The following is a 21527-nucleotide window of genomic DNA, read 5'->3' on the forward strand; positions in this document are numbered from 1 at the left end:
ATTAATGTAGGAAACTTACATGAACGCAAAACTCAAAAAGCTTTTTCAACAAAAAGTCGACGGGAAAACAATCATTGTCACAGGCGCTTCAAGTGGCATTGGTTTAACGGTTTCAAAATATCTTGCTCAAGCAGGTGCACATGTCTTATTGCTAGCGCGTACCAAAGAGAAATTAGATGAAGTAAAAGCTGAGATCGAAGCTGAAGGCGGTAAGGCCACTGTATTCCCATGCGATCTCAACGATATGGAATCGATTGATGCTGTTTCAAAAGAGATTTTAGCTTCTGTTGATCACATTGATATTTTAGTCAACAACGCGGGGCGTTCAATCCGTCGTGCTGTGCATGAGTCAGTTGATCGTTTCCATGACTTTGAACGTACTATGCAGCTTAACTACTTTGGTGCTGTACGCTTAGTTTTGAATATCTTACCGCATATGATGCAACGTAAAGATGGTCAAATCATTAACATTAGCTCGATTGGTGTACTTGCCAATGCAACTCGTTTCTCAGCGTATGTTGCGTCTAAAGCTGCACTTGATGCGTTTAGTCGTTGTCTCTCTGCTGAAGTTCATTCACACAAGATTGCGATTACGTCTATTTATATGCCATTAGTACGCACACCGATGATTGCTCCAACTAAAATGTATAAATATGTTCCAACACTTTCTCCAGAACAAGCGGCCGATTTGATTGCTTACGCGATTGTAAAACGTCCGAAGAAAATCGCAACCAACTTAGGTCGCTTAGCATCGATCACCTATGCGGTTGCCCCAGACATCAATAATATTTTGATGTCGATTGGCTTTAACTTATTCCCAAGCTCTACTGCCTCAGTGGGTCAACAAGAAAAGTTAAACATCATGCAGCGTGCTTACGCGCGTTTGTTCCCAGGTGAACATTGGTAATTTAAGCAACTCCCTGCAAAATAGAAAAGCAGCGCATAGAGATATGCGCTGCTTTTTTATTGGAAGGAATAAAGGATGAAATTACTTAACCAGATAAGGGTTCAAATTTATAAGATGCTTAAAACCACTTTGTACCACCATCGCTGTACGAGACTTTGGACGGTTGATCGCTTCTAACTGACTAAATTCAATCATCTTGTGATTAAAGTCCAAGCGTGGATGTTGCGCATATAATTGTTGTCTAAACTGCTGAGAAAATTCAAAACCACGACTGCCAATTACATCACAACTGGCAGCTTGTTGCAGTAAATGTGCTTCGACACCATCCTCCATCGCCACATAAGGATTCATGTGCATACTGATCACATCAAACAATTGATCCGCACGAGGGGCATGCCATCCTCGCTCAATTGACCAGTCTTTTGCAGCATGAGCCCCCTGTCCTTCAAAGCATCGACAGTTTTCATGGTGCTGATAATGCTGTTCAGTCATCCCCAAATCATGCAATAAACATGACACCGCCAATAGCTCATCATCGCGCTTTAAGTTTTGCATCTTGGCAAATGCAACCGCATAGCACCAAGTACGCAGGCAATGATTTTGCAAGGCCTCAGAACTACAAGATTGCATCTTCTGCAATGCCTGCTTTACATCAATGCTGTCGGGTAAATACAAATCATCGAGACTCAAATCATGCTGTGCTTTGCTCTTCGAGCGATGTGCTAAGCCATACATTTTTATACTTTGTTTCAATACAGGTAATAGACTATGACTCAATAGAGCCATACGATCTTTCAAAGATAAATCACCTGAAGTTTGTATCATCCATGCTTGTCGACCAATCTGCATTATTATTCCCACATAAAATTAGAGTAATTGCTCTAATTTAAGTTTTACTGCAAATATTGCTCAATGTCAAAGCAATCGTTCTTGACAAAAAACCGCAGCTTAAAGCCGTCTTTTGAGTAAATCATCTAACCATTCGATGAAGTCCTGAAAATACTTTGGACGGTATTGACGGTCGGTAAGCAAAATATTGACCGGTAATTCTAGACTGGGAATATCGACAAATAAGCGTTGCAGTTTTCCTTGTTGTACATATGGCGCAGCATCGAACTCAGGAATTTGAATCATGCCAATACCCGCCAAACCTGCATGAATATAAGCTTCGGTGTTTTCGATCAGTAAGCGATACGGCATATCGATACGATGATCACGAAACGCAAGCTCACTCATTTCTCGATAATTTTTTGCCACATGATAATCCACGGCGAAATGCTGCTGTAACTCATCGAAACTTTTAGGTTCACCGAACTCAGCGACATACTGCGGTGATGCCAATGTCCAGATCTTAGTCTGGGTAATCGGTCGGATCAGTAAATATTCATCCTGAAATTGCCCAACTCGCACCACACAATCGAGTTGTTGTTCGATCAAATTAGAAAAATCATCACTGCCATTGATCAACACTTTTACTTTTGGATAACGCTGATAAAACGCGAGTAAATTCGGAATCAAAAGCTGTGTTGCCAGTCGCTTCGGCATACCAATACTGATCTTGCCCTCTTGGCTACGAACATGGGTTTTAAAACGATTTAGTTCTTTTAATTGTGCGACCAAACGGATCGCTTCGTCATAAAACAGACTGCCCTCATGCGTTAAAGCAACCTTACGTGTCGTACGGTAAAACAACAGCACTTCATATTCTTTTTCAAGTGATTGAATTGCGTAAGTGACATTAGAACGCGGCAGCCCCAATTGCAGTGCCGCTTGTGCGAAAGACTGCTTTTCTGCCACCAAACAAAATGTTTTTAGGCGCTCGATCTTATCCATTATTATTCAACTTTCTTGCACAATCAGTTCAATACTAACAACTATTTCAAACAAAGAAATTGATTTAGGATAATTTTCACACAAAACAAAATCAGGATGCAGTCATGTCACAACACGAGTTAGCAGGTAAAACCGTCCTCATCGCAGGCGGTGCAAAAAATTTAGGTGGTTTGATCTCACGTAAGTTTGCTGAGCAAGGTGCAAACTTAGTGATCCATTATAATAGTGCAGCGACACAAGCCGATGCCGAAGACACCTTAAAAACCGTACAAGCGCTCGGTGCCAAAGCCATTTTGATTCAAGCCGATCTATCCGATATTCAAAACATCGAAGCCTTATTTACCCAAGCCAAAGCTGAATTTGGCGGTGTTGACATTGCCATTAATACCGTCGGTCGTGTGTTGAAAAAACCCTATTTGGACACCACCGAACAAGAGTTTGATGTGATGAACGACATCAATAATAAAATTGCCTATTTCTTTATTCAATCAGCAGGTCGCCATCTCAACCCAAACGGCAAAATCTGTAGCATTGTGACCAGTTTATTGGCAGCCTACACAGGTCTTTATTCTACTTATGAAGGATTAAAAGCCCCTGTTGAACATTATACCCGTGCGGCTTCCAAAGAGTTTGGCGAACGCGGTATCTCGGTGACTGCTGTCGCGCCGGGTCCCATGGATACGCCATTTTTCTATGGTCAAGAAGCGCCTGAGGCAGTGGCTTATCATAAATCGGCATCGGCGCTCGGTGGACTCACCAAAATCGAAGATATTGAACCTTTGATTCGTTTCTTAGTCACAGATGGCTGGTGGATAACTGGACAAACCATTTTCGCCAATGGAGGTTATACCACGCGATAATTCATGTTCATGAGAAGGGCTTGGGGCATGATTCACATGTGCCCAAGCTTTTTTAATTGAACCAAAATACCAAAGCATAAAAACAAGCCAAACTGAGAACAATCGTCAGTAAGGTATGGCGAACCTTATACGCTATCGCAATGGTTAGAAGGGTGGCAATAAAATAAGGATTCAATAAAGTCTCACGAAATGCACCCTGCTCATCCATAAAGACAATCGGTGTGGCAATCGCAGTCAATAAACATGGTGCTGAATACTGCAATGACTGTTGGAACCATTTCGGTAAACGTAGCGGAATATTCGGTTCAAGCAAAATATAGCGATTCATAAATACCACCAATGCCAAAATAATCAGAACAAACCAAGTCATGTTGTACGCTCCCGCAGATTTTGCAGGCAAGTTGCTGTGAACATACCAATCACCCCAGCCATAATGGCTGCACTTTTAAAACCTAAACTCAGAAACACCACAGTTAAAGCCACTGAAACCAATACACCCACCAAAGTATTTAAATTTTTAATAAATGGAATCACGATAGCGATAAAAGTCGCGACAATCGAAAAATCGAGATGGTATTGATCTAAATTCGGCACAGAGGATGCAAGCAGCACGCCACACACACTAAACAATACCCAGCATAGATAAAAGCAACTACCCGCCCCGAGAAGATAGTAAATATAGTGCTGTTGTTTTTTAATACTGACCGCAAACAACTCATCTGTGAGTAAAAAACCTAACATTAACCGATGTTTTAACGGTTGCTTGGAAATATCTTCACGTAAATACAGCGCATATAAATAATGCTGCGTGGTAATCAGAAATACCGAAATGATGATCGTAAGTGCAGGTGTTCCTGCCATGACCAAGCCTAAAGTCATCAATTGAGCAGCGCCAGCAAAAACCAATGCTGACATTGCAATGGCTTGCATGGTCGTTAGTCCAGCTTGGATCGCCATTGAACCTGCCAAGATACCCCAAGGCAACACAGCAAAACACAAGGGCAATATTTTGACCACACCATTTAAAAAGGCCCGAGGCACAGACATAGAGGTGTCTTCGATCGTCTCAGTCAACATCAGCATTACAATCGTTTATAAGGGGTCTATGACTATGCCAAAAATTAATCTATGAAGATTGCATAAAATTGCTGTTTTATTTGAGATAAGCGATATAGCCGCCTGGCGTAATCCCAAAAGTTTGACGGAAATGCCGACTAAAATGGCTCTGATCTGAAAAGCCACACTGCTGCGAAATCTCAGATAAATTTAGTCCTTGCCTTAATAATTTTTGTGCCTTTTGCAAACGTGCCTGCACTAACCATGCATGTGGAGACAATCCCACATGCTTTTTAAACTGGCGTAGAAAATGCCACTGGCTTAGATTGGCCATGTCAGCCAATGCCATCAAAGAAAACTCTTGTTCAGGCATTGATGCCATCAGCTCTTTAATATTTAAGATCCGTTGTTTGGCATTACTTAGATCGGTCGCTTGCGGCTTGGTTTGACTATACTTCGACACTAGCCAAGCGATGGTAGAGAGAAATAAGGTTTGCTTCAGTAAGGTGTTGCTGGGTTGCTCGAATAAGTCGAATAGCAAACGGAATTGTTGTGCCAAACCTTCATCATGCAATACGGCTTCTCTAAACCACGGTGCAGTACCATGAACAGTGGTCAAATCGCGTGTCAGCTCATTAAACACCTCAGGTGTAGGATAAATCGCCCGATAACGCCAACCCGTCTCTACTGCTGAAGAACCTGTATGCACTTCATCGGCATTGACCAAAATAATATCGCCTTGCGGTGCGACGTGATTGCCACCTGTGCGATAAAAACGTTGTGCTCCTTCTTCGATCACACCGATACAAAATCCTTCATGCACATGTCGTGAAAACTCCTGCTGAAAGTAACTGGCTTTCAGCATTTCTAAACCACCGAGTTCTTCGAGGTGTAAGTAATCGACTTGTTCACGAGGTCTACGTGACATCACGACCTCCTTTGGATTTTGGCATCAAATCAGGTTAACGCAATGGGATCAGATTTATAGAATAAAATTGCTGTTTTATCTTCCATTATCAATCTATCACTTAATCCGCCCAAACAAAAAACCTTCCCGAAGGAAGGTTTTTACATATTAGACTGTATATGGTTTAGAAAAGAACATACCAAAGTGGTCAAAACTTATATTCTGAAAAAATTACAATCCCAACATAATCTGTAATATTCTAGAAGATTGTTCAGCATTTCGTGGTTTAAAAAATGCGTAAATCGTTACACCAATCACCCCTAACATCAAACCGCCTGTGGCTAAGCCTAAAAACCCTTCCCACAAAGGCGTTTCCCGATAATTGCCATAAGTATTGCGTCGATCTTGACCTTTGGCAAACATTAAATAGAAATAGAAGAAAAAACTCAGAATTGGTACGAGTGAAAAAAGTGAATACCATCCAGATTGATTTAAGTCGTGTAACCGCCTGATCATAAAAACAAAGAAAGGATAAAATGATGTAATCATAAAAATGATTGACGGAAAAAAAGCCTTAGAAATCATGTCAAGCGAATAGATTTCGACTGGATGCACAAACCTAAACGAAAAAAATCAAAAAACAGTACACAAACAAAAAGTATAAATGTTAATCCCATCCATGCCAGATAAGATAATCTTGAAAATCGCCCTCTCCACAGCAACGGATGGTCATTTATCAATTGTTGATTTCTCATATTACCCCCTATAAAAATTCATAATTTTAATTGATCTAATTTTTGTAAAGTAAAAGGAAGCTGATTAATCAACTTCCCTTTCATAGAAAAAGTATTTAAAACAAGAGCTAGCTTGAACTTAAAAGCTATTAAACAGCAAACAACAACTTTTATTTAGATCCTTTAATGCCTGCTTGCAATAACAACGCACCTAAACCACCAATTTTTTGCTCTTGTGGTTTCTCGGTTTTTGGCTTGTTATTTTGCGGACGTTTAAAGTCACCTTCTTTACGTGGTGGACGCTGACCTTGAGGCTTACGCTCAGAACGTTCAGGACGATCTTGCTGTGGACGCTGTTGCTGACGAGGCGCTTTCACAGGCGCAGAACCTTCCGCACGCATACTCAAGTTGACGCGATTACGTTCTGCATCCACTTGAATCACACGAACTTGTACAATTTGACCTGGTTTCACTACTTTATGCGGATCAGAAACAAATTCATTGGCAAGTTCAGAAATATGCACTAAACCATCTTGATGCACACCTACATCTACGAAAGCACCAAAATTCGTAACATTGGTCACTACACCTTCAAGCTGCAAACCCTCAGTGAGTTGTGCAACTTCGGTAATGTCGTCACGGAATTTTGCAGTACGGAACTCTGGACGTGGATCACGCGCAGGCTTCTCTAATTCAGCCAAAATATCCTGAATGGTCGGCAAACCAAATTTGTCATCAACAAACTCATCTGCTTTGACTTGACGAATAATTTCAGTATTACCAATGATGTCTTTGACTGTGGTCGCTTTCGCCGCAACGATTTTTTCAACCACGCCATAACTCTCAGGGTGAACGGCTGACGCATCCAATGGCTCTGTACCATCCTGAATACGCAAAAATCCTGCTGCTTGCTCAAAAGTACGCTCGCCTAAACGTGGTACTTTCTTCAATGCTTGGCGACTATCAAAGCGACCATGTTCTTTACGATATTCAAAGATTTGTTGTGCAATGGATTTATTCAGACCCGCAATATAAGCCAAAATCGCAGGAGAAGCGGTATTCACATCCACCCCAACAGCATTCACACAGTCTTCAACCACAGCATCCAGGGTTTTTGCTAGACCTGTTTGATTGACATCATGTTGGTATTGACCTACACCGATTGATTTCGGGTCGATTTTAACAAGCTCAGCCAATGGATCTTGTAAACGACGGGCAATTGAGACTGCACCGCGAATTGACACGTCAAGGTCAGGTAATTCTTGCGAAGCCAATTCACTTGCAGAATAAACTGATGCACCTGCTTCACTCACCGTGATACGTGTCAGTTTCAAGTCAGCATTGGCTGCCATCATTTCTGCAACCACAGCTTCAGTTTCACGACTCGCTGTACCATTGCCAATCGCAATAAGTTCCACGTGGAACTCTCGGCATAAACGCGTAAGCTCAGCAATCGAACCGGCTTTATCTTCTTTCGGTGCAAATGGATAAATGGTGCTATGTGCAAGTACATCACCTGCATCACTCACCACGGCAAGCTTCACACCAGTACGAATACCAGGATCTACACCTAAGGTGGTGCGACTGCCTGCTGGTGCAGAAAGCAATAAATGACGTAAGTTTTCTGCAAAGACATCCATTGCTTCAGCTTCTGCGGTTAAGCGCTTATCTGTTAATAATGAATGTTCGATTTGTGGGCGAATCTTACCCAACCAAAATAATTTTGCAGTTTGTTTTAAATAATCTTGGCGTATTTGCGGTTGAATCTGTTCAAGATTATATTCCGTTTCGATACGTGCCAATGGTGCATCATCTTCACCATCCACTTTCAAGCCCAATACGTTTTCTTGACGACCGCGTAACATCGCCAATAAACGATGTGAAGGTACTTTATTTAAGTTTTCTGAGAACTCAAAATAATCACGGAATTTTTTGCCGACTTCTTTTTTCTCTTCAGAAGCGACCGCACTTTTCAACACTGCTGTTTTAGAAAAAGTTTGTTTTAATTCAGTGGTTAAGGCGATATTTTGTGCCCAATCATCAATTAAAATATGCTGAATTGCATCAAGCTGGCTTTCAACATCTGGATAGTCTTCATGACTAAAACCAGCTAAAGCTTCAGTTGGATCAATTTGATCATTAATAATCTTTTCAGCAATAACACCTAAACCCGCTTCTTTTGCTTTAAATGATTTGCTGGTGCGTTTCGGACGGTACGGCGCATAAATTTCTTCTAACGCATTCTTGGTTTCAGCAGCATTTACACGCCCCAATAAATCATCGTTCAATTTATCTTGTTCTTGTAAAGACTGGATCACTTTCTCACGACGCTCGTACAAATCACGCAAGTAAGTTAAACGTGTATCAAGTTGACGTAATTGCGTATCGTCTAAGCCTTGAGTGACCTCTTTACGGTAACGTGCGATAAAAGGAACACTAGCGCCTTCATCAATTAAACGAATAGCAGCTTCTACTTGGTTTGGACGTACGGCAAGTTCATTTGCCAACTGCTGAACTAAGTCAGTCATCGTGATTGATTCCACAAGGGTTGAGTCTAAAAGCAATGATTATAAAGTCCATGGCTATAAAATCCACTATTGTTTTTTTAAAATATTGTGCATAGGGTTACTTCTTTCCCCACAAACCCTACAGATTATGCTAATTGAACAATGTTTCTAAAATACCGAGCTTTTTCAGCCTAAATATTGAAAAATAGATTGATTGTCATAATTTTACCTGTATATATTTGGTATCTTTCTCTTGATTTTATTGGCAATATTTGTTGCTTTATAACATAGCCAAGACTGTGCAATGAGTCGTATACTACAGAGTCTATTCACATTCACCTTACGAGCTATAGCTCTCATTGCGACATAAGCCGTATACGGTGCTAGATTTTAGCCGATAACGCAAAGCAGGGTTGAAATATAAATAGCCCCTATAGCATTGCATAAAGACGATGACAATAAACGATAAAGGAGCACAGCATGAGTTTAGTTGTACCTGCAGAATCGACGGAAACTGTTCACCATGAAACAGACCGGGTCGAACGCATTTTAGTGGTCGATGATGATGTGCGCTTGCGTACGCTTTTACAACGCTTCCTCGAAGACAAAGGCTTTGTAGTTAAAACTGCCCATGACGCGACACAAATGGACCGTTTACTACAACGTGAGTTGTTCTCGCTCATCGTCCTTGATTTTATGTTACCGGTTGAAGATGGATTAAGTATCTGTCGTCGCTTACGTCAATCCAATATTGACACCCCGATCATTATGCTTACTGCGCGTGGCAGTGACTCAGACCGTATCGCGGGCCTAGAGGCAGGGGCAGATGATTACCTACCAAAACCGTTCAATCCAAATGAGTTACTGGCACGTATTCGTGCAGTATTACGTCGTCAGGTGCGTGAAGTACCAGGTGCACCGAGCCAGCACGTTGAGGTCGTCAGTTTTGGACCTTGGGCTTTAGATCTTTCCACCCGAACCCTAACCCGTGAAGGTCAAGTTGTGACGCTGACCACAGGTGAGTTTGCCGTGCTCAAAGCACTGGTCCAACATCCACGTGAACCATTGACGCGCGACAAACTGATGAATCTCGCACGTGGTCGTGAATGGGGCGCAATGGAGCGTTCAATCGATGTACAGGTCTCTCGCTTACGTCGCTTAATCGAAGACAACCCAGCACGTGCACGCTATATTCAAACTGTCTGGGGTGTAGGCTATGTTTTTGTTCCAGATGGTGCGGAATGAGCGTAGGAAACTAGACATTGAAACTTGAACCAATTGATCCGCAAGAATTTACTGACTTCGCGACCTACTCTGAAAGGCCGCGAACAAAATGGGAACGTTTTTTAGATAAAATCAAACCGCGTTCTGCTGCCATGCGTACCACCCTCTTGGTACTGTCCATGGTCTTTTTCAGTCTATTTATGTCTTTGTGGTTCTTTTGGCGTACCTTGTATTTACCTGAGTTGCAACAACATGCGCGTTATCTCGCGATTGAACTTGAACTCATTAACAATCCCGATATTCGGATTTTACACCGAGATACCGAAGTCGATATTGATGACTGGTTAAAGAACCGTATTGGCATCGAGTACGTTACCGATCCCAAAGAATTTCCTAAAGTTGAAGAGAAATTCCTTGCTGAATTATTTACCAACCAAATTGAAGCCAAACTCGCCAAAGAGTTAGGTGTAAAAGACGTGACGGTTTATTTCAAATTTAAACCGATTCCACGCATCTGGATTCAAACACCAGAAATGAATGGCAACTGGGTCCGCGAACCACTCAAAACCTATGATAATTACAGTGTCGAGTTGATTGCATCATGGTTATTTGGTGTGCCTATTCTCTCTTCAATTATTATTCTCATTCTGGTCCGCCAGATGAATCGCCCCTTACGTCGATTACAAAATGCCGCCAACAATTATAGTAAAACAGGCAAAGCACCATATCTCGACACCAATCACGGCCCACTTGAAATCCGCCAAGTGAATCAAGCCTTTAATCACATGGTCTATACCCTTGAACAAACAGAACGTGATCGGCAAATCATGTTGGCAGGCATTTCACATGACCTCCGCACCCCGTTGACGCGTATTCGTTTAACCGCAGAAATGCTACCTGATGAATTCTTTCGAGAAGGCTTGATCTACGATGTGGATGATATGGATGCGATTTTAAATCAATTCATTTCTTATATGCGTGATGGTTCTGATGAAGAGCTGACAGAGACCAATCTCAACACCTTACTCCAAGAGTTGGTGGTGCAATTCCAACCGCTCGATATTCAGTTTGAAGCACAACAGTTACCGATCATTCCAGCACGTAGCTTATCTTTGAAACGTTTAATCGCCAATTTGCTCAATAACGCGAAACGTTATGGTTCTGAGCCGATTGAACTCTCTGCCAGCCATGTCGATGATCATATTCTCATTACCGTAGCTGATCATGGCGAGGGCATTCCTCCCGATCAGGTCGAAGAGTTGATGCAACCGTTTGTGCGTGGAAATTCAGCCCGCACCGTTCAAGGCAGTGGACTTGGCCTTGCGATCGTGAAGCGTATTGTTGATATTCACCAAGGGCAAATCAATATTCGCAACCGCGAACAAGGTGGCTTAGAAGTGGTCATTTCATTGCCCATTCCAAGCGAAAAAACGGATGAGCCACAAAACAACACCATCGACAAAATCAGACAAACGCTGACGGGACATTTTTAGAGAGACATTTTCTGATCAGATATACTGTGATTTGCGTTAGACCTTAGCCTAAAATCAATACACTTTTCACATTTTAGCGCTAAAATCCAACGCTTATAAAAAGCAACATTGAGAATGGATGATGTCTTTAAGTCGCATTCGCCTTCACAGCCTACATGACAAAGTTATGAGCGCTGATGAGGCTTCCAGCTTTATTGAAAATGGTATGACCGTTGGCATGAGTGGTTTCACCCGTGCAGGTGAAGCAAAAGCCGTTCCACAAGCACTGGTCAATCGTGCTAAAAAAAATCCATTAAAAATCACATTAATTACAGGTGCAAGCCTCGGTAATGATTTAGACAAGCAATTGACTGAAGCAGGTGTCTTGGCGCGTCGTATGCCCTTCCAAGTCGATAGCACCTTACGTCGTGCCATCAACAATGGCGAAGTCATGTTTGTGGACCAGCACTTATCTGAAACCGTCGAGCAAATGCGTAATCAGCAGCTCAAACGCCCAGATATTGCAGTGATTGAAGCGGTTGCCATAACCGAACAAGGTCATATTGTACCCACCACTTCTGTGGGCAACTCTGCCAGCTTTGCGATCTTTGCGGAAAAAGTCATAGTGGAAATCAACACTGCATTGAGCGAAGACTTTGAAGGCTTACATGATATCTATATTCCAAGCTATCGTCCGACACGAACACCACTCCCCTTAACTCAAGTGGACGATCGTATTGGCTCAACGGCGATTCCGATCGACCCAGCAAAAATTGTAGGCATCGTACTCAACGACACCGCCGACTCTCCTTCAACCGTAACTGCACCCGATGCGGAAACACAAGCGATTGCCAATCATCTCATTGCCTTCTTTGAACAAGAGGTTGCGGCAGGTCGTTTAGCAAAAAATTTAGGTCCGTTACAAGCAGGGATTGGTTCGATTGCCAATGCCGTTTTAACAGGATTAAAAGATTCGAATTTTGAAGATCTGGTGATGTATTCAGAAGTGCTACAAGACTGTACTTTTGAATTGATCGATGCTGGTAAAATGAAGTTTGCCTCAGGCAGCTCCGTTACATTATCGGCAAAATGTGGCGAGCGTGTTTTTGGCAACCTAAATCAATACAAAGACAAACTGGTATTACGCCCACAAGAAATTTCAAATCATCCAGAGATCGTACGTCGCTTAGGCATTATTGGGATTAACACGGCGCTAGAGTTTGATATTTATGGCAACGTCAACTCAACCCATGTTTGTGGTACCAAAATGATGAATGGTATCGGCGGTTCAGGCGATTTTGCCCGTAATGCACATCTTGCCATTTTTGTGACTAAATCGATTGCCAAGGGCGGAGATATCTCTTCGGTCGTTCCGATGGCGAGCCACGTGGATCATTGTGAGCACGATGTGGATATTTTGGTGACAGAACAAGGATTGGCAGATTTGCGTGGTTTAGCACCGCGTGAGCGCGCACGTGTCATTATCGACCATTGTGTACATCCATTGTATCAAGCTGCATTAAATGACTATTCTGATCGTGCTTGTGCAAGAGGTGGTCACACTCCTCACATCCTACGTGAAGCGCTGTCTTGGCATGCTAACTTTGAAGAAACGGGACAGATGCTAGCACCAATCAAAACAGCAAAATCAGCTTAACAATACAGTTAGGGGCTGTAGTAGATAAGGTTAAATTGCAGTCCAATTTAATAGTGTTTTCAACTGTTGCTTTGGGCTGCCATAATTAAATCGAAACTCACATTCTTTAATAAACAATGAAAAGGCATTTCGGTCAATACCATTGTATTTTCGAAGTACTCTTTTTGCCTGATTCCAAAAGTTTTCAATTCCATTGATATGATTCTGACCATCAGCAAAATGGCTTGAATGATTGATTCTATAATGACTAAACCCTGCAACATCTAAAGCATTATAACTATGCCAGTGATCTGTATAAACAACACTATCAGGAGTGATTTTATTTGATATTACAGGCATTAGGGTACTCGATTTAGTATCAGGTACAATGACCGTATAGACCTTACCATTGCGCTTGAGTAAACCAAAAACAATCACTTTACCAGCAGCACCTCTACCACGCTTTCCTTTACGTGCTCCACCAAAATAGCTTTCATCCAATTCAATTTGTCCTTGAAACACTTCAATGGCATCTTGGTCAAGGTGAAACATAATGATTTGACGAATTTTCTTGTAGAACAGAGCTGCGGAGTTAGGTTGAATTCCCAATAAATCAGCAGCAGTTCTAGCAGTAACTTCGGCAATGAAAAACGCTAACAACCTTATCTGAATTTTTCTATTTAATTTACATCTAGTTATCTTCATAAAAGTAGATTATCACAATGCTAATCTACTACAGCCCCTACAGTTATATTTGCAGCAGGAAAGCATGTGGAAGCATGCTTTTCTGCTTTTTATCATACATCCACAATGTAATAGTTAGCTTGAGCAATCGGCGTCAGTTAATTATGCATTTGAAATGCGTTGTCATTGGTTTCGATTTTCCATAAAAAAACCCCAAACTTTCGTTTGGGGTTTTTTGAATATGGTGGCGTGACCCAGGATCGAACTGGGGACACACGGATTTTCAATCCGTTGCTCTACCTACTGAGCTATCGCGCCAATGGCGTGTATTAAGCCGTATCTCAGATAAATAGTCAACAACTATCCTGAGCTTTTGATTTAAATGACCATTTCTTATCCAAAAAGTATACTGCAAAAGTTTTTGGACAAAAAAAATCCCTGATGGGATCAGGGATTGAAAATACAAATCATGGTGGCGTGACCCAGGATCGAACTGGGGACACACGGATTTTCAATCCGTTGCTCTACCGACTGAGCTATCGCGCCAAAGTGGGCGTATTAAACAATGTTTGTCAAAATCCGTCAAGCAAATTTGCGGATTTTTCTACCTAGCGTTTAATTTTGCAACAAAGCCAGTAATGCTCCAACCTGCTTTAGATTTTCCCAATGTGGGATAAGCAGCGATGAATTGCACCACATCCCGGCTCAAATAACTTTACCCCTTGCTCTTCTTCAAAACGACAGACCTCTTCAACTAAACGTTCAGCGACACCACGCCCACGATTGGCAGGATGCACCACAATATATTCTAAAACACGGCTTTCTCCTTGCCCTGTTGCCCAGATTGCACCTATAATTTTGCTGTTAAATTCAGCGGTATAAACTGTGGTATATTGCTGTAGATTTTGTTCAAGTTGCTCCATCGCATCTTGCCCATCTCCGAACTCTGGGCTGGTATCATAGAGTCGCTCTAGCTGAGTACGGATTCCTAGTTGGTCTAAAGAACTGTAGGCATGTACTGTAATAGGCATTGATTAACCCTCCTGAGCAAACTATGATGCTGTCACTTTTTCGTCACAGCGAAACTTTCGGTTTTTAATTCAATCATTTTTGACGTTTTTTGAGGAACGTGTCCATGACGCAACGTATCAGTGAAGTGGTAAGAAATACCAACGAAACAAAAATTCGAGTTCGTCTCAATCTCGATGGTACTGGTCAAGGCACACTCAACACTGGAGTTCCATTTTTAGACCATATGATTGATCAAATCAAGCGCCATGGTCTATTTGATATTGATATTCATTGTGATGGCGACCTTGAAATTGACGATCATCACACAGTAGAAGACTGTGGAATCACCTTAGGGCAAGCCTTTGCGCAAGCTTTGGGTGATAAAAAAGGCTTACGCCGCTATGGTCATTTTTATGCACCTTTAGATGAAGCATTGTCTCGTGTTGTGGTCGATTTGTCAGGTCGTCCTGGTTTATTTATGGATATCCCCTTCACGCGTGCCCGTATTGGCAGCTTCGATGTCGATTTATTCTCTGAATTTTTTCAGGGATTTGTCAATCACGCTCTGATGACCTTACATATTGATAGCTTGAAAGGTAAAAACAGCCATCATCAGATTGAAAGCGTGTTTAAAGCTCTAGCGCGTGCTTTGCGTATGGCATGTGAAGTTGATCCACGCGCAGAAAATACCATTGCTTCGACCAAAGGTAGTTTGTAATGACGCGTATTGCTTTACTTGACTATGGCATGGGCAATTTGCACTCTGCTGCAAAAGCCTTGGAACATGTCGGCGCAACGGTTGACGTGACCAATGATCCTAAACTGATCGCCAAAGCCGATAAAATCGTATTTCCGGGTGTTGGTGCGATGCGCGACTGTATGCAAGGTATGCACGAAGCTGGTATTGATGAAGTGGTTCGTCAAGCTGCATTCAACAAGCCTGTTTTGGCGATTTGTGTAGGCATGCAAGCCTTATTGCAAACATCCGAAGAAAATGGTGGCGTTGCTGCGCTCGGTATCTTTGACGGCGTAGTTAAACATTTTCCTGAAATGCCAAATTTAAAAGTACCGCACATGGGCTGGAACCAAGTACATCAACTTGATCCAAGCCATCCGATGTGGAATAACATCGAACAAGATGCGCGTTTTTATTTTGTGCATAGCTATTATGTTGAACCACAAGATTCATCTGTGATCGCAGCAACTTGCGATTATGGCGTGAACTTTTGTACCGCGATTCATAAAGATAATTTATTTGCCACACAATTCCACCCTGAAAAGAGTCATACCGCAGGTTTACAGTTATTAAAAAACTTTGTGGAATGGAACATCTAATTAGAAAAACCAAAGCAGATCAAATTTGTTCATTTGATCTGCTTTTATCAAAATATTCTGTAATTCTCATATTATTTTCTTTATTATTCGCATCTATACAGATCACTCCATTTTAACAATTGTATAAGAACACCTAAATAGGAATAAAAATGAATTCACCTATCCAAACCGTAGATAAACCGCTAAGTCCTAAAGGTCGTTTTGGCCGATTGTCTTTTGCCGCATGGACATTGTTAATGACGATTGTTTTCTGTATCGTGATTTTCATTTTGGCCTTCGCAAGTTTTGGTGGCAATCTTCTAGTAAGCGATGATTTCCCCTTAATCACCGTACTACTTTTCATTGTGATTTATGTTGCAATGATCTATGTCTCTTTTATTTTTACTATTCGCCGTTTACATGATCGCAATCAAACTGGATGGCTATCATTGTTAATGCTTATTCCCGTCTTTAACCTTATATTTTTAATCTATCTACTCGCTGCAAAAGGCTCGGACGGTGAAAATAGTTATGGTCCTCTGCGGGAAACAGCAGGTTGGGAAAAAGTATTTGGCTGGATCTATATTGTGATTATTCCACTGGCATTTGTTTTCGGTATTATCGGAGCAATCGCGCTGCCAGCTTATCAGGGTTACATTGAACGAAGCCAACAAATCCAAATGGAATATCAACAGGACTATTCTGAATAAATAAATGACAGAATTTAGATATTGATTAGCCAAGTTGTTAGACTTGGCTTTTTTCTTTGTATAAAACTTTAAAGAAAGACGCTGTCGTCTAACATCCAAAGCTTAGCGATTGAGCAATACTTTGCTAATATGTAGTCAATTTAAACTCTATGATGACGCAAGGAGCGAAAGCATGCTAATCATCCCTGCAATTGACCTGAAAGATGGCAAATGTGTTCGTTTAAAACAAGGCCGTATGGAAGACGATACTGTTTTCTCTGATGATCCTGTCGCAACTGCACAACACTGGGTTGATGAAGGCGCGCGCCGTTTACATTTAGTTGATTTAAATGGTGCTTTCGCTGGTACGCCAATTCATAAACCTGTGGTTGAAGCAATTGCCCGTGCTCAACCTGAACTACCAATTCAAATCGGCGGCGGGATTCGCTCACTTGAAACGATCGAACACTATTTAGAAGCGGGTGTCTCGTTTGTGATTATTGGAACTAAAGCGGTTCAAGATCCTGCGTTTGTGGACGAAGCATGTAAACGTTTTGCAGGTCATATCATCGTTGGTATTGATGCCATCAATGGTATGGTTGCAACCGATGGCTGGGCCAATGTCACAGATGTTAAAGCCACTGATCTTGCCAAGCGTTTTGCCGATGCAGGCGTGTCAAGCATTGTCTACACTGACATCGCTCGTGATGGCATGATGCAAGGCGTTAACGTTGAACAAACCGTCAATTTGGCACAATATTCAGGCTTGCCTGTGATTGCATCAGGTGGTGTGACCAATCTTGATGATGTGCGTAACCTAAAAGGCCAAACGGGCATTTTAGGCGCGATCACAGGTCGTGCAATTTATGAAGGTACATTGAGCCTTCGTGACGCGCAGTTATTGTTGGATGAAGATCGTTTGTAATTGATCAAGAGCTCTAGTGATTTAAATAATGGCTAGAGCTTTTTAAGCTTAAATGTTATCCTTGTACCGATTTTTATCTTACTCTCCAATTTTATAATGACACTTACGCCACCTTAGTTTTTTTACCTCTTATTTGTAATGAACTCATCACTGTCTAGTGATGTGGTGTAGTCGTGTGTTTTTTATATATCACATCACTAGCCTTTTTATATTCTTAAAGAAATAGGCTATTTCTATGTTTTCCAATGTAAGAGAACAATGGTTCTCCAATATCCGCGGCGATGTGCTGGCGGGTCTTGTTGTTGCTTTAGCACTCGTTCCTGAAGCAATTGCATTTTCGATTATTGCAGGTGTAGATCCTAAAATTGGTCTATATGCGTCGTTCTGTATCGCAGTTGTGATTTCTTTTGTTGGCGGTCGCCCAGGTATGATTTCCGCTGCAACAGGTGCAATGGCATTACTCATGGTTACGCTGGTAAAAGAGCATGGACTGGAATATCTACTCGCTGCGACGATCCTGACAGGGGTCCTGCAAATTGTGGCAGGCTATTTAAAACTGGCGCAATTTATGCGCTTTGTGTCTAAATCTGTCGTTATCGGCTTTGTGAATGCCTTAGCAATTTTGATTTTTATGGCACAGTTACCTGAACTCACCAATGTCACATGGCATGTCTATGCGATGACTGCGGCAGGTTTAGCGATTATTTATTTATTCCCATACATCCCTAAAATCGGAACATTAATTCCATCGCCTTTGGTGACCATTGTGGTTTTAACCATTGTTGCAACTCTGATGGGACTCGACATTCGTACCGTCGGAGATATGGGTCAATTGCCTGATACTCTGCCTGTGTTCTTGCTACCAGACATTCCACTGAACTTAGAAACACTTCGTATTATTTTCCCTTATGCAGCAGCGATGGCCGCCGTGGGTTTGCTTGAGTCGATGATGACAGCCACGATTGTCGATGATTTAACCGATACTTCGAGTGACAAAAACCGCGAATGTAAAGGCCAAGGGGTAGCCAATATCGCCTCTGGTTTTATGGGTGGTATGGCGGGTTGTGCCATGATTGGTCAATCCATTATTAATGTTAAATCTGGCGGTCGTACTCGTTTATCTACATTCTGTGCAGGTATATTCTTGTTGATCATGGTGGTGTTCATTAGTGATTGGCTGAAAATCATTCCGATGGCTGCATTGGTCGCTGTGATGATCATGGTATCAATTGGTACATTTAACTGGGATTCACTCAGAAATATTCGCCAATACCCACTCTCAAGTAATATCGTCATGATCGCGACCGTTGCGATTGTTGTGGCAACCCATAACTTGGCTTATGGTGTACTCATCGGTGTGCTGTTATCTGCGCTATTTTTTGCCAATAAAATCGAACGTTATATGGCAGTTCAATCTGTTTTCGATGAAACTGAAAGTACCCGTACCTATGTGGTTACTGGTCAGATCTTCTTTAGTTCTGCGGATAAATTTACGGCATCATTTGATTTCAAAGAAGCAATTTCAAAAATTGTAATTGATGTTAGTCAAGCGCATTTCTGGGATGTTTCAGCTGTAGCAGCCGTTGATAAAGTTGTGATTAAATTTAAACGTGAAGGAACGGATGTTGAACTGATCGGGATGAATGAAGCAAGTCAAACGATGGTTGATAAATTTGGTGTACATGACAAACCAAATGCGCTAGATCGTTTGGACAATCACTAGACCGCTTTCATCATACTTTATTCCCTCTTTATGTTTCTCCCACTGGGAGAATGAGGAACGATTGAAGTTCCGCAAGAGGGATTGATGAAAGAAGTCCCTAAAAGGAAATTATAACAATGTCAAAAATTATTGCGTGTATTGATGGTTCAATCGGCACAAATACGGTATGTGATTATGCTGCTTGGTTTAGCCAAAAACTGAATGCGCCACTTGAACTTTTACATGTGATCGATACGCCGAGAGCGCAAGTACCACAGGATTTAAGCGGTGCGATTGGCTTGGGAAGTCGAGAAAGCTTATTAAATGAGTTAGTAGAGCTAGATGAACGTCGAGGAAAAATTGAGATTGAGCATGGCAAAATTTTGCTTCGTGAGGCAAAAAAATATGTGCTAGACAACTTCAGTCTCGATGTACATAGCTTCCAACGTCGTGGCAGTTTGTTAGAAACCATTGTCGCGTTAGAAGATGATATACGTGTGCTGATCATGGGAAAACATGGTACTCAAACTGCATACCATTCCGATAAAATAGGCACACAAATCGAGAATGTAGTCCGTGCCATTCACCAACCTGTTTTAATTGCTTCATCACCCTTCACTCAGCCTCAATCTTTCTTAGTGGCGTTTGATGGCAGTGCAACGGCGAAGAAGTGCGTAGAGAAGATTGCGAATAGCCCTTTACTTAAAGGACTCGCTGCACATCTGGTCTATGTAGGTCAACCCAACCAAGAAATACACACTCAACTTGCTTGGGCAAAAGAACAATTAGAGTCACAAGGCTTTAATATGACATTAAGCACTTTGGAAGGTGATGTTGATGAAAGTATTCTGAATTACGCCGACCAAAAGAATATTGATTTAATAGTGATCGGTGCTTATGGACACTCCAAAATCCGTCAATTCTTTATTGGTAGCACCACCACAAAACTATTAGTTCGCTCCACAAAACCTGTGCTATTGCTAAGATAAGCTCGGGGAAACATTTCATTTAGCAAGGTATTTAGCTCTGCTAAATGAAGTGTCGCTTTAGGAACTGTTGTGACAAGATTTAACGCCTATACGCCTCAACTCGCCCTGATTTTTATTACTATGATTTGGGGTGGTACTTTTTTAGCGGTGCAATATGCGCTGAATTTTAGTACGCCGATGTTTTTTGTCGGTTGTCGTTTTGCGGTGGCGGCATTGGTGATCTTGCTTATTTCGGTGAAGTCCATGGCTGGTTTGACGCTCAAGGAAACTCTTGCAGGTACAGCAATTGGTCTCATGATTGCCATTGGTTATGGTACACAAACCATTGGCCTGCAAACGATCCTGAGTAGTGAATCGGCCTTTCTGACAGCGCTTTATGTTCCACTCGTTCCCATATTGATGTGGATCATTTTCCAGAAAAGCCCCTCCTTGATGACATGGATCGGTACAGCCTTGGCATTTATCGGTTTAGTCTTTTTAACTGGGAATGGTTTTTCGAGTATCAATTTAAATTATGGGCAAATGCTCACTTTGATCTGTGCCGTTGTGATCGCTTTAGAAATTATTTTGATCGGATATTTTGCAGGAAAAGTGAATCTGAGACGTGTCACGGTGGTTCAGTTGGTGGTTGCTTCTGGATTGTCATTTGCCAGTATGCCCCTTGTTGGTGAACATAGTATTCCAGTTTTTTCTTGGCCCTTAGTGATGATCGCAGTGGGATTAGGGCTTGCCAGTGCATTGATTCAATTTGTGATGAATTGGGCACAACGTATGGTTGATCCAAGCCGTGCTGCCATCATTTATGCTGGCGAACCTGTTTGGGCAGGATTATTTGGGCGTATCGCAGGTGAAAGGTTGCCGCTACTGGCATTATTTGGTGGTTTACTGGTGGTCTTAGGGGTTTTGGTGAGTGAGTTGAAATTGAGGTCTTTTAAGAAGAACCTGAAAGATAAAGAATTTTAGTACAATCAAAAAGACTGACATTTTTACTGACATTTTTTTCCATTGGAATACTGTAATCATTTGAGATATATTAAAAAAGTACTGACATTTTTACTGACATTTTCCCGAGAAAAT

At 41.8% G+C, this 21527-nt stretch carries 21 protein-coding genes and 2 tRNA genes; 12 read left to right on the forward strand and 11 right to left on the reverse strand.

Annotation, left to right across the window (positions count from 1 at the left end):
• Window positions 1–19: 19 nt before the first annotated feature.
• On the forward strand, window positions 20–907 hold the full coding sequence (locus F903_RS01310) for an SDR family NAD(P)-dependent oxidoreductase (protein ID WP_005193904.1): 888 nt from the start codon (window positions 20–22) through the stop codon (window positions 905–907).
• A gap of 81 nt (window positions 908–988) precedes the next feature.
• Here the strand turns inward: F903_RS01310 and F903_RS01315 are convergent, their stop codons facing one another.
• Together F903_RS01315 and F903_RS01320 are read right to left on the reverse strand one after the other, a co-directional pair.
• Window positions 989–1756: an HD domain-containing protein gene (locus F903_RS01315; protein WP_005193905.1), complete on the reverse strand. Its 768-nt coding sequence runs from the start codon at window positions 1754–1756 to the stop codon at window positions 989–991.
• Window positions 1757–1855: 99 nt separating this feature from the next.
• Window positions 1856–2740 (reverse strand): LysR family transcriptional regulator, encoded by an 885-nt coding sequence (locus F903_RS01320; protein ID WP_005193906.1) that lies wholly within the window; start codon window positions 2738–2740, stop codon window positions 1856–1858.
• A 104-nt stretch (window positions 2741–2844) separates the two neighbouring features.
• Between F903_RS01320 and F903_RS01325 the strand changes: the two genes are divergently transcribed.
• On the forward strand, window positions 2845–3600 hold the full coding sequence (locus F903_RS01325; protein ID WP_005193907.1) for an SDR family oxidoreductase: 756 nt from the start codon (window positions 2845–2847) through the stop codon (window positions 3598–3600).
• Window positions 3601–3652: 52 nt separating this feature from the next.
• Here the strand turns inward: F903_RS01325 and F903_RS01330 are convergent, their stop codons facing one another.
• The 5 genes from F903_RS01330 to F903_RS01350 all read right to left on the reverse strand — a co-directional run bounded on the left by F903_RS01330 (window position 3653) and on the right by F903_RS01350 (window position 8825).
• The gene (locus F903_RS01330; RefSeq protein WP_005193908.1) at window positions 3653–3970 is read right to left on the reverse strand and encodes an AzlD domain-containing protein; all 318 of its coding nucleotides are present in this window, start codon (window positions 3968–3970) and stop codon (window positions 3653–3655) included.
• Complete coding sequence (locus F903_RS01335) at window positions 3967–4677, reverse strand: AzlC family ABC transporter permease (protein ID WP_005193909.1); 711 nt, start codon at window positions 4675–4677, stop codon at window positions 3967–3969. The genes F903_RS01330 and F903_RS01335 overlap by 4 nt, the downstream gene beginning before the upstream one ends.
• 76 nt (window positions 4678–4753) lie before the next feature.
• Window positions 4754–5584 carry an AraC family transcriptional regulator gene (locus tag F903_RS01340; RefSeq protein WP_005193910.1) on the reverse strand — a complete coding sequence of 277 codons (831 nt, stop codon included), beginning with the start codon at window positions 5582–5584 and terminating at the stop codon, window positions 4754–4756.
• A 210-nt stretch (window positions 5585–5794) separates the two neighbouring features.
• The gene (locus F903_RS16310; RefSeq protein WP_416202005.1) at window positions 5795–6079 is read right to left on the reverse strand and encodes a DUF805 domain-containing protein; all 285 of its coding nucleotides are present in this window, start codon (window positions 6077–6079) and stop codon (window positions 5795–5797) included.
• 388 nt (window positions 6080–6467) lie between these two features.
• Window positions 6468–8825, reverse strand: a complete 2358-nt coding sequence (locus F903_RS01350) for a Tex family protein (protein ID WP_005193913.1) — start codon at window positions 8823–8825, stop codon at window positions 6468–6470.
• 459 nt (window positions 8826–9284) lie between these two features.
• On the opposite strand from F903_RS01350, the gene ompR reads away from it, so the two are divergent.
• From ompR to F903_RS01365, 3 genes are all read left to right on the forward strand, one after another.
• Complete coding sequence (gene ompR / locus F903_RS01355) at window positions 9285–10049, forward strand: osmolarity response regulator transcription factor OmpR (protein ID WP_004673280.1); 765 nt, start codon at window positions 9285–9287, stop codon at window positions 10047–10049.
• Window positions 10050–10066: 17 nt separating this feature from the next.
• On the forward strand, window positions 10067–11521 hold the full coding sequence (locus tag F903_RS01360) for an ATP-binding protein (protein ID WP_005193914.1): 1455 nt from the start codon (window positions 10067–10069) through the stop codon (window positions 11519–11521).
• A gap of 121 nt (window positions 11522–11642) precedes the next feature.
• Window positions 11643–13157: an acetyl-CoA hydrolase/transferase family protein gene (locus tag F903_RS01365; protein WP_005193916.1), complete on the forward strand. Its 1515-nt coding sequence runs from the start codon at window positions 11643–11645 to the stop codon at window positions 13155–13157.
• 30 nt (window positions 13158–13187) lie between these two features.
• Here the strand turns inward: F903_RS01365 and F903_RS01370 are convergent, their stop codons facing one another.
• From F903_RS01370 to F903_RS01385, 4 genes are all read right to left on the reverse strand, one after another.
• Entirely contained in the window at window positions 13188–13841 is a 654-nt protein-coding gene (locus tag F903_RS01370; protein ID WP_005193918.1) for an IS1595 family transposase, read from the reverse strand.
• Between the two features lie 221 nt (window positions 13842–14062).
• Window positions 14063–14138: transfer RNA gene (locus F903_RS01375), tRNA-Phe, on the reverse strand.
• Window positions 14139–14290: 152 nt separating this feature from the next.
• Window positions 14291–14366, reverse strand: a tRNA-Phe gene (locus F903_RS01380).
• Between the two features lie 107 nt (window positions 14367–14473).
• Complete coding sequence (locus F903_RS01385) at window positions 14474–14851, reverse strand: GNAT family N-acetyltransferase (RefSeq protein WP_004673286.1); 378 nt, start codon at window positions 14849–14851, stop codon at window positions 14474–14476.
• Between the two features lie 104 nt (window positions 14852–14955).
• On the opposite strand from F903_RS01385, the gene hisB reads away from it, so the two are divergent.
• The 7 genes from hisB (at window position 14956) to F903_RS01420 (ending at window position 21413) form a co-directional block, all read left to right on the forward strand.
• Window positions 14956–15549 (forward strand): imidazoleglycerol-phosphate dehydratase HisB, encoded by a 594-nt coding sequence (gene hisB, locus F903_RS01390; RefSeq protein ID WP_004673288.1) that lies wholly within the window; start codon window positions 14956–14958, stop codon window positions 15547–15549.
• Window positions 15549–16166, forward strand: a complete 618-nt coding sequence (hisH, locus tag F903_RS01395) for an imidazole glycerol phosphate synthase subunit HisH (RefSeq protein WP_005193920.1) — start codon at window positions 15549–15551, stop codon at window positions 16164–16166. The genes hisB and hisH overlap by 1 nt, the downstream gene beginning before the upstream one ends.
• 149 nt (window positions 16167–16315) lie before the next feature.
• Entirely contained in the window at window positions 16316–16855 is a 540-nt protein-coding gene (locus F903_RS01400; protein WP_005193921.1) for a DUF805 domain-containing protein, read from the forward strand.
• Window positions 16856–17027: 172 nt separating this feature from the next.
• Window positions 17028–17759, forward strand: coding sequence for a 1-(5-phosphoribosyl)-5-[(5-phosphoribosylamino)methylideneamino]imidazole-4-carboxamide isomerase (hisA, locus tag F903_RS01405; protein ID WP_004673294.1), 732 nt, complete (start codon window positions 17028–17030; stop codon window positions 17757–17759).
• Window positions 17760–17994: 235 nt separating this feature from the next.
• Complete coding sequence (locus F903_RS01410) at window positions 17995–19482, forward strand: SulP family inorganic anion transporter (RefSeq protein WP_005193922.1); 1488 nt, start codon at window positions 17995–17997, stop codon at window positions 19480–19482.
• 116 nt (window positions 19483–19598) lie between these two features.
• Window positions 19599–20450 carry a universal stress protein gene (locus tag F903_RS01415; RefSeq protein ID WP_005193924.1) on the forward strand — a complete coding sequence of 284 codons (852 nt, stop codon included), beginning with the start codon at window positions 19599–19601 and terminating at the stop codon, window positions 20448–20450.
• Between the two features lie 120 nt (window positions 20451–20570).
• Window positions 20571–21413 (forward strand): DMT family transporter, encoded by an 843-nt coding sequence (locus F903_RS01420; protein ID WP_051065073.1) that lies wholly within the window; start codon window positions 20571–20573, stop codon window positions 21411–21413.
• Window positions 21414–21527: the final 114 nt, after the last annotated feature.

It is taken from the genome of Acinetobacter sp. NIPH 298, assembly GCF_000369505.1.
In the GTDB taxonomy this organism is placed as follows: Bacteria; Pseudomonadota; Gammaproteobacteria; order Pseudomonadales; family Moraxellaceae; genus Acinetobacter.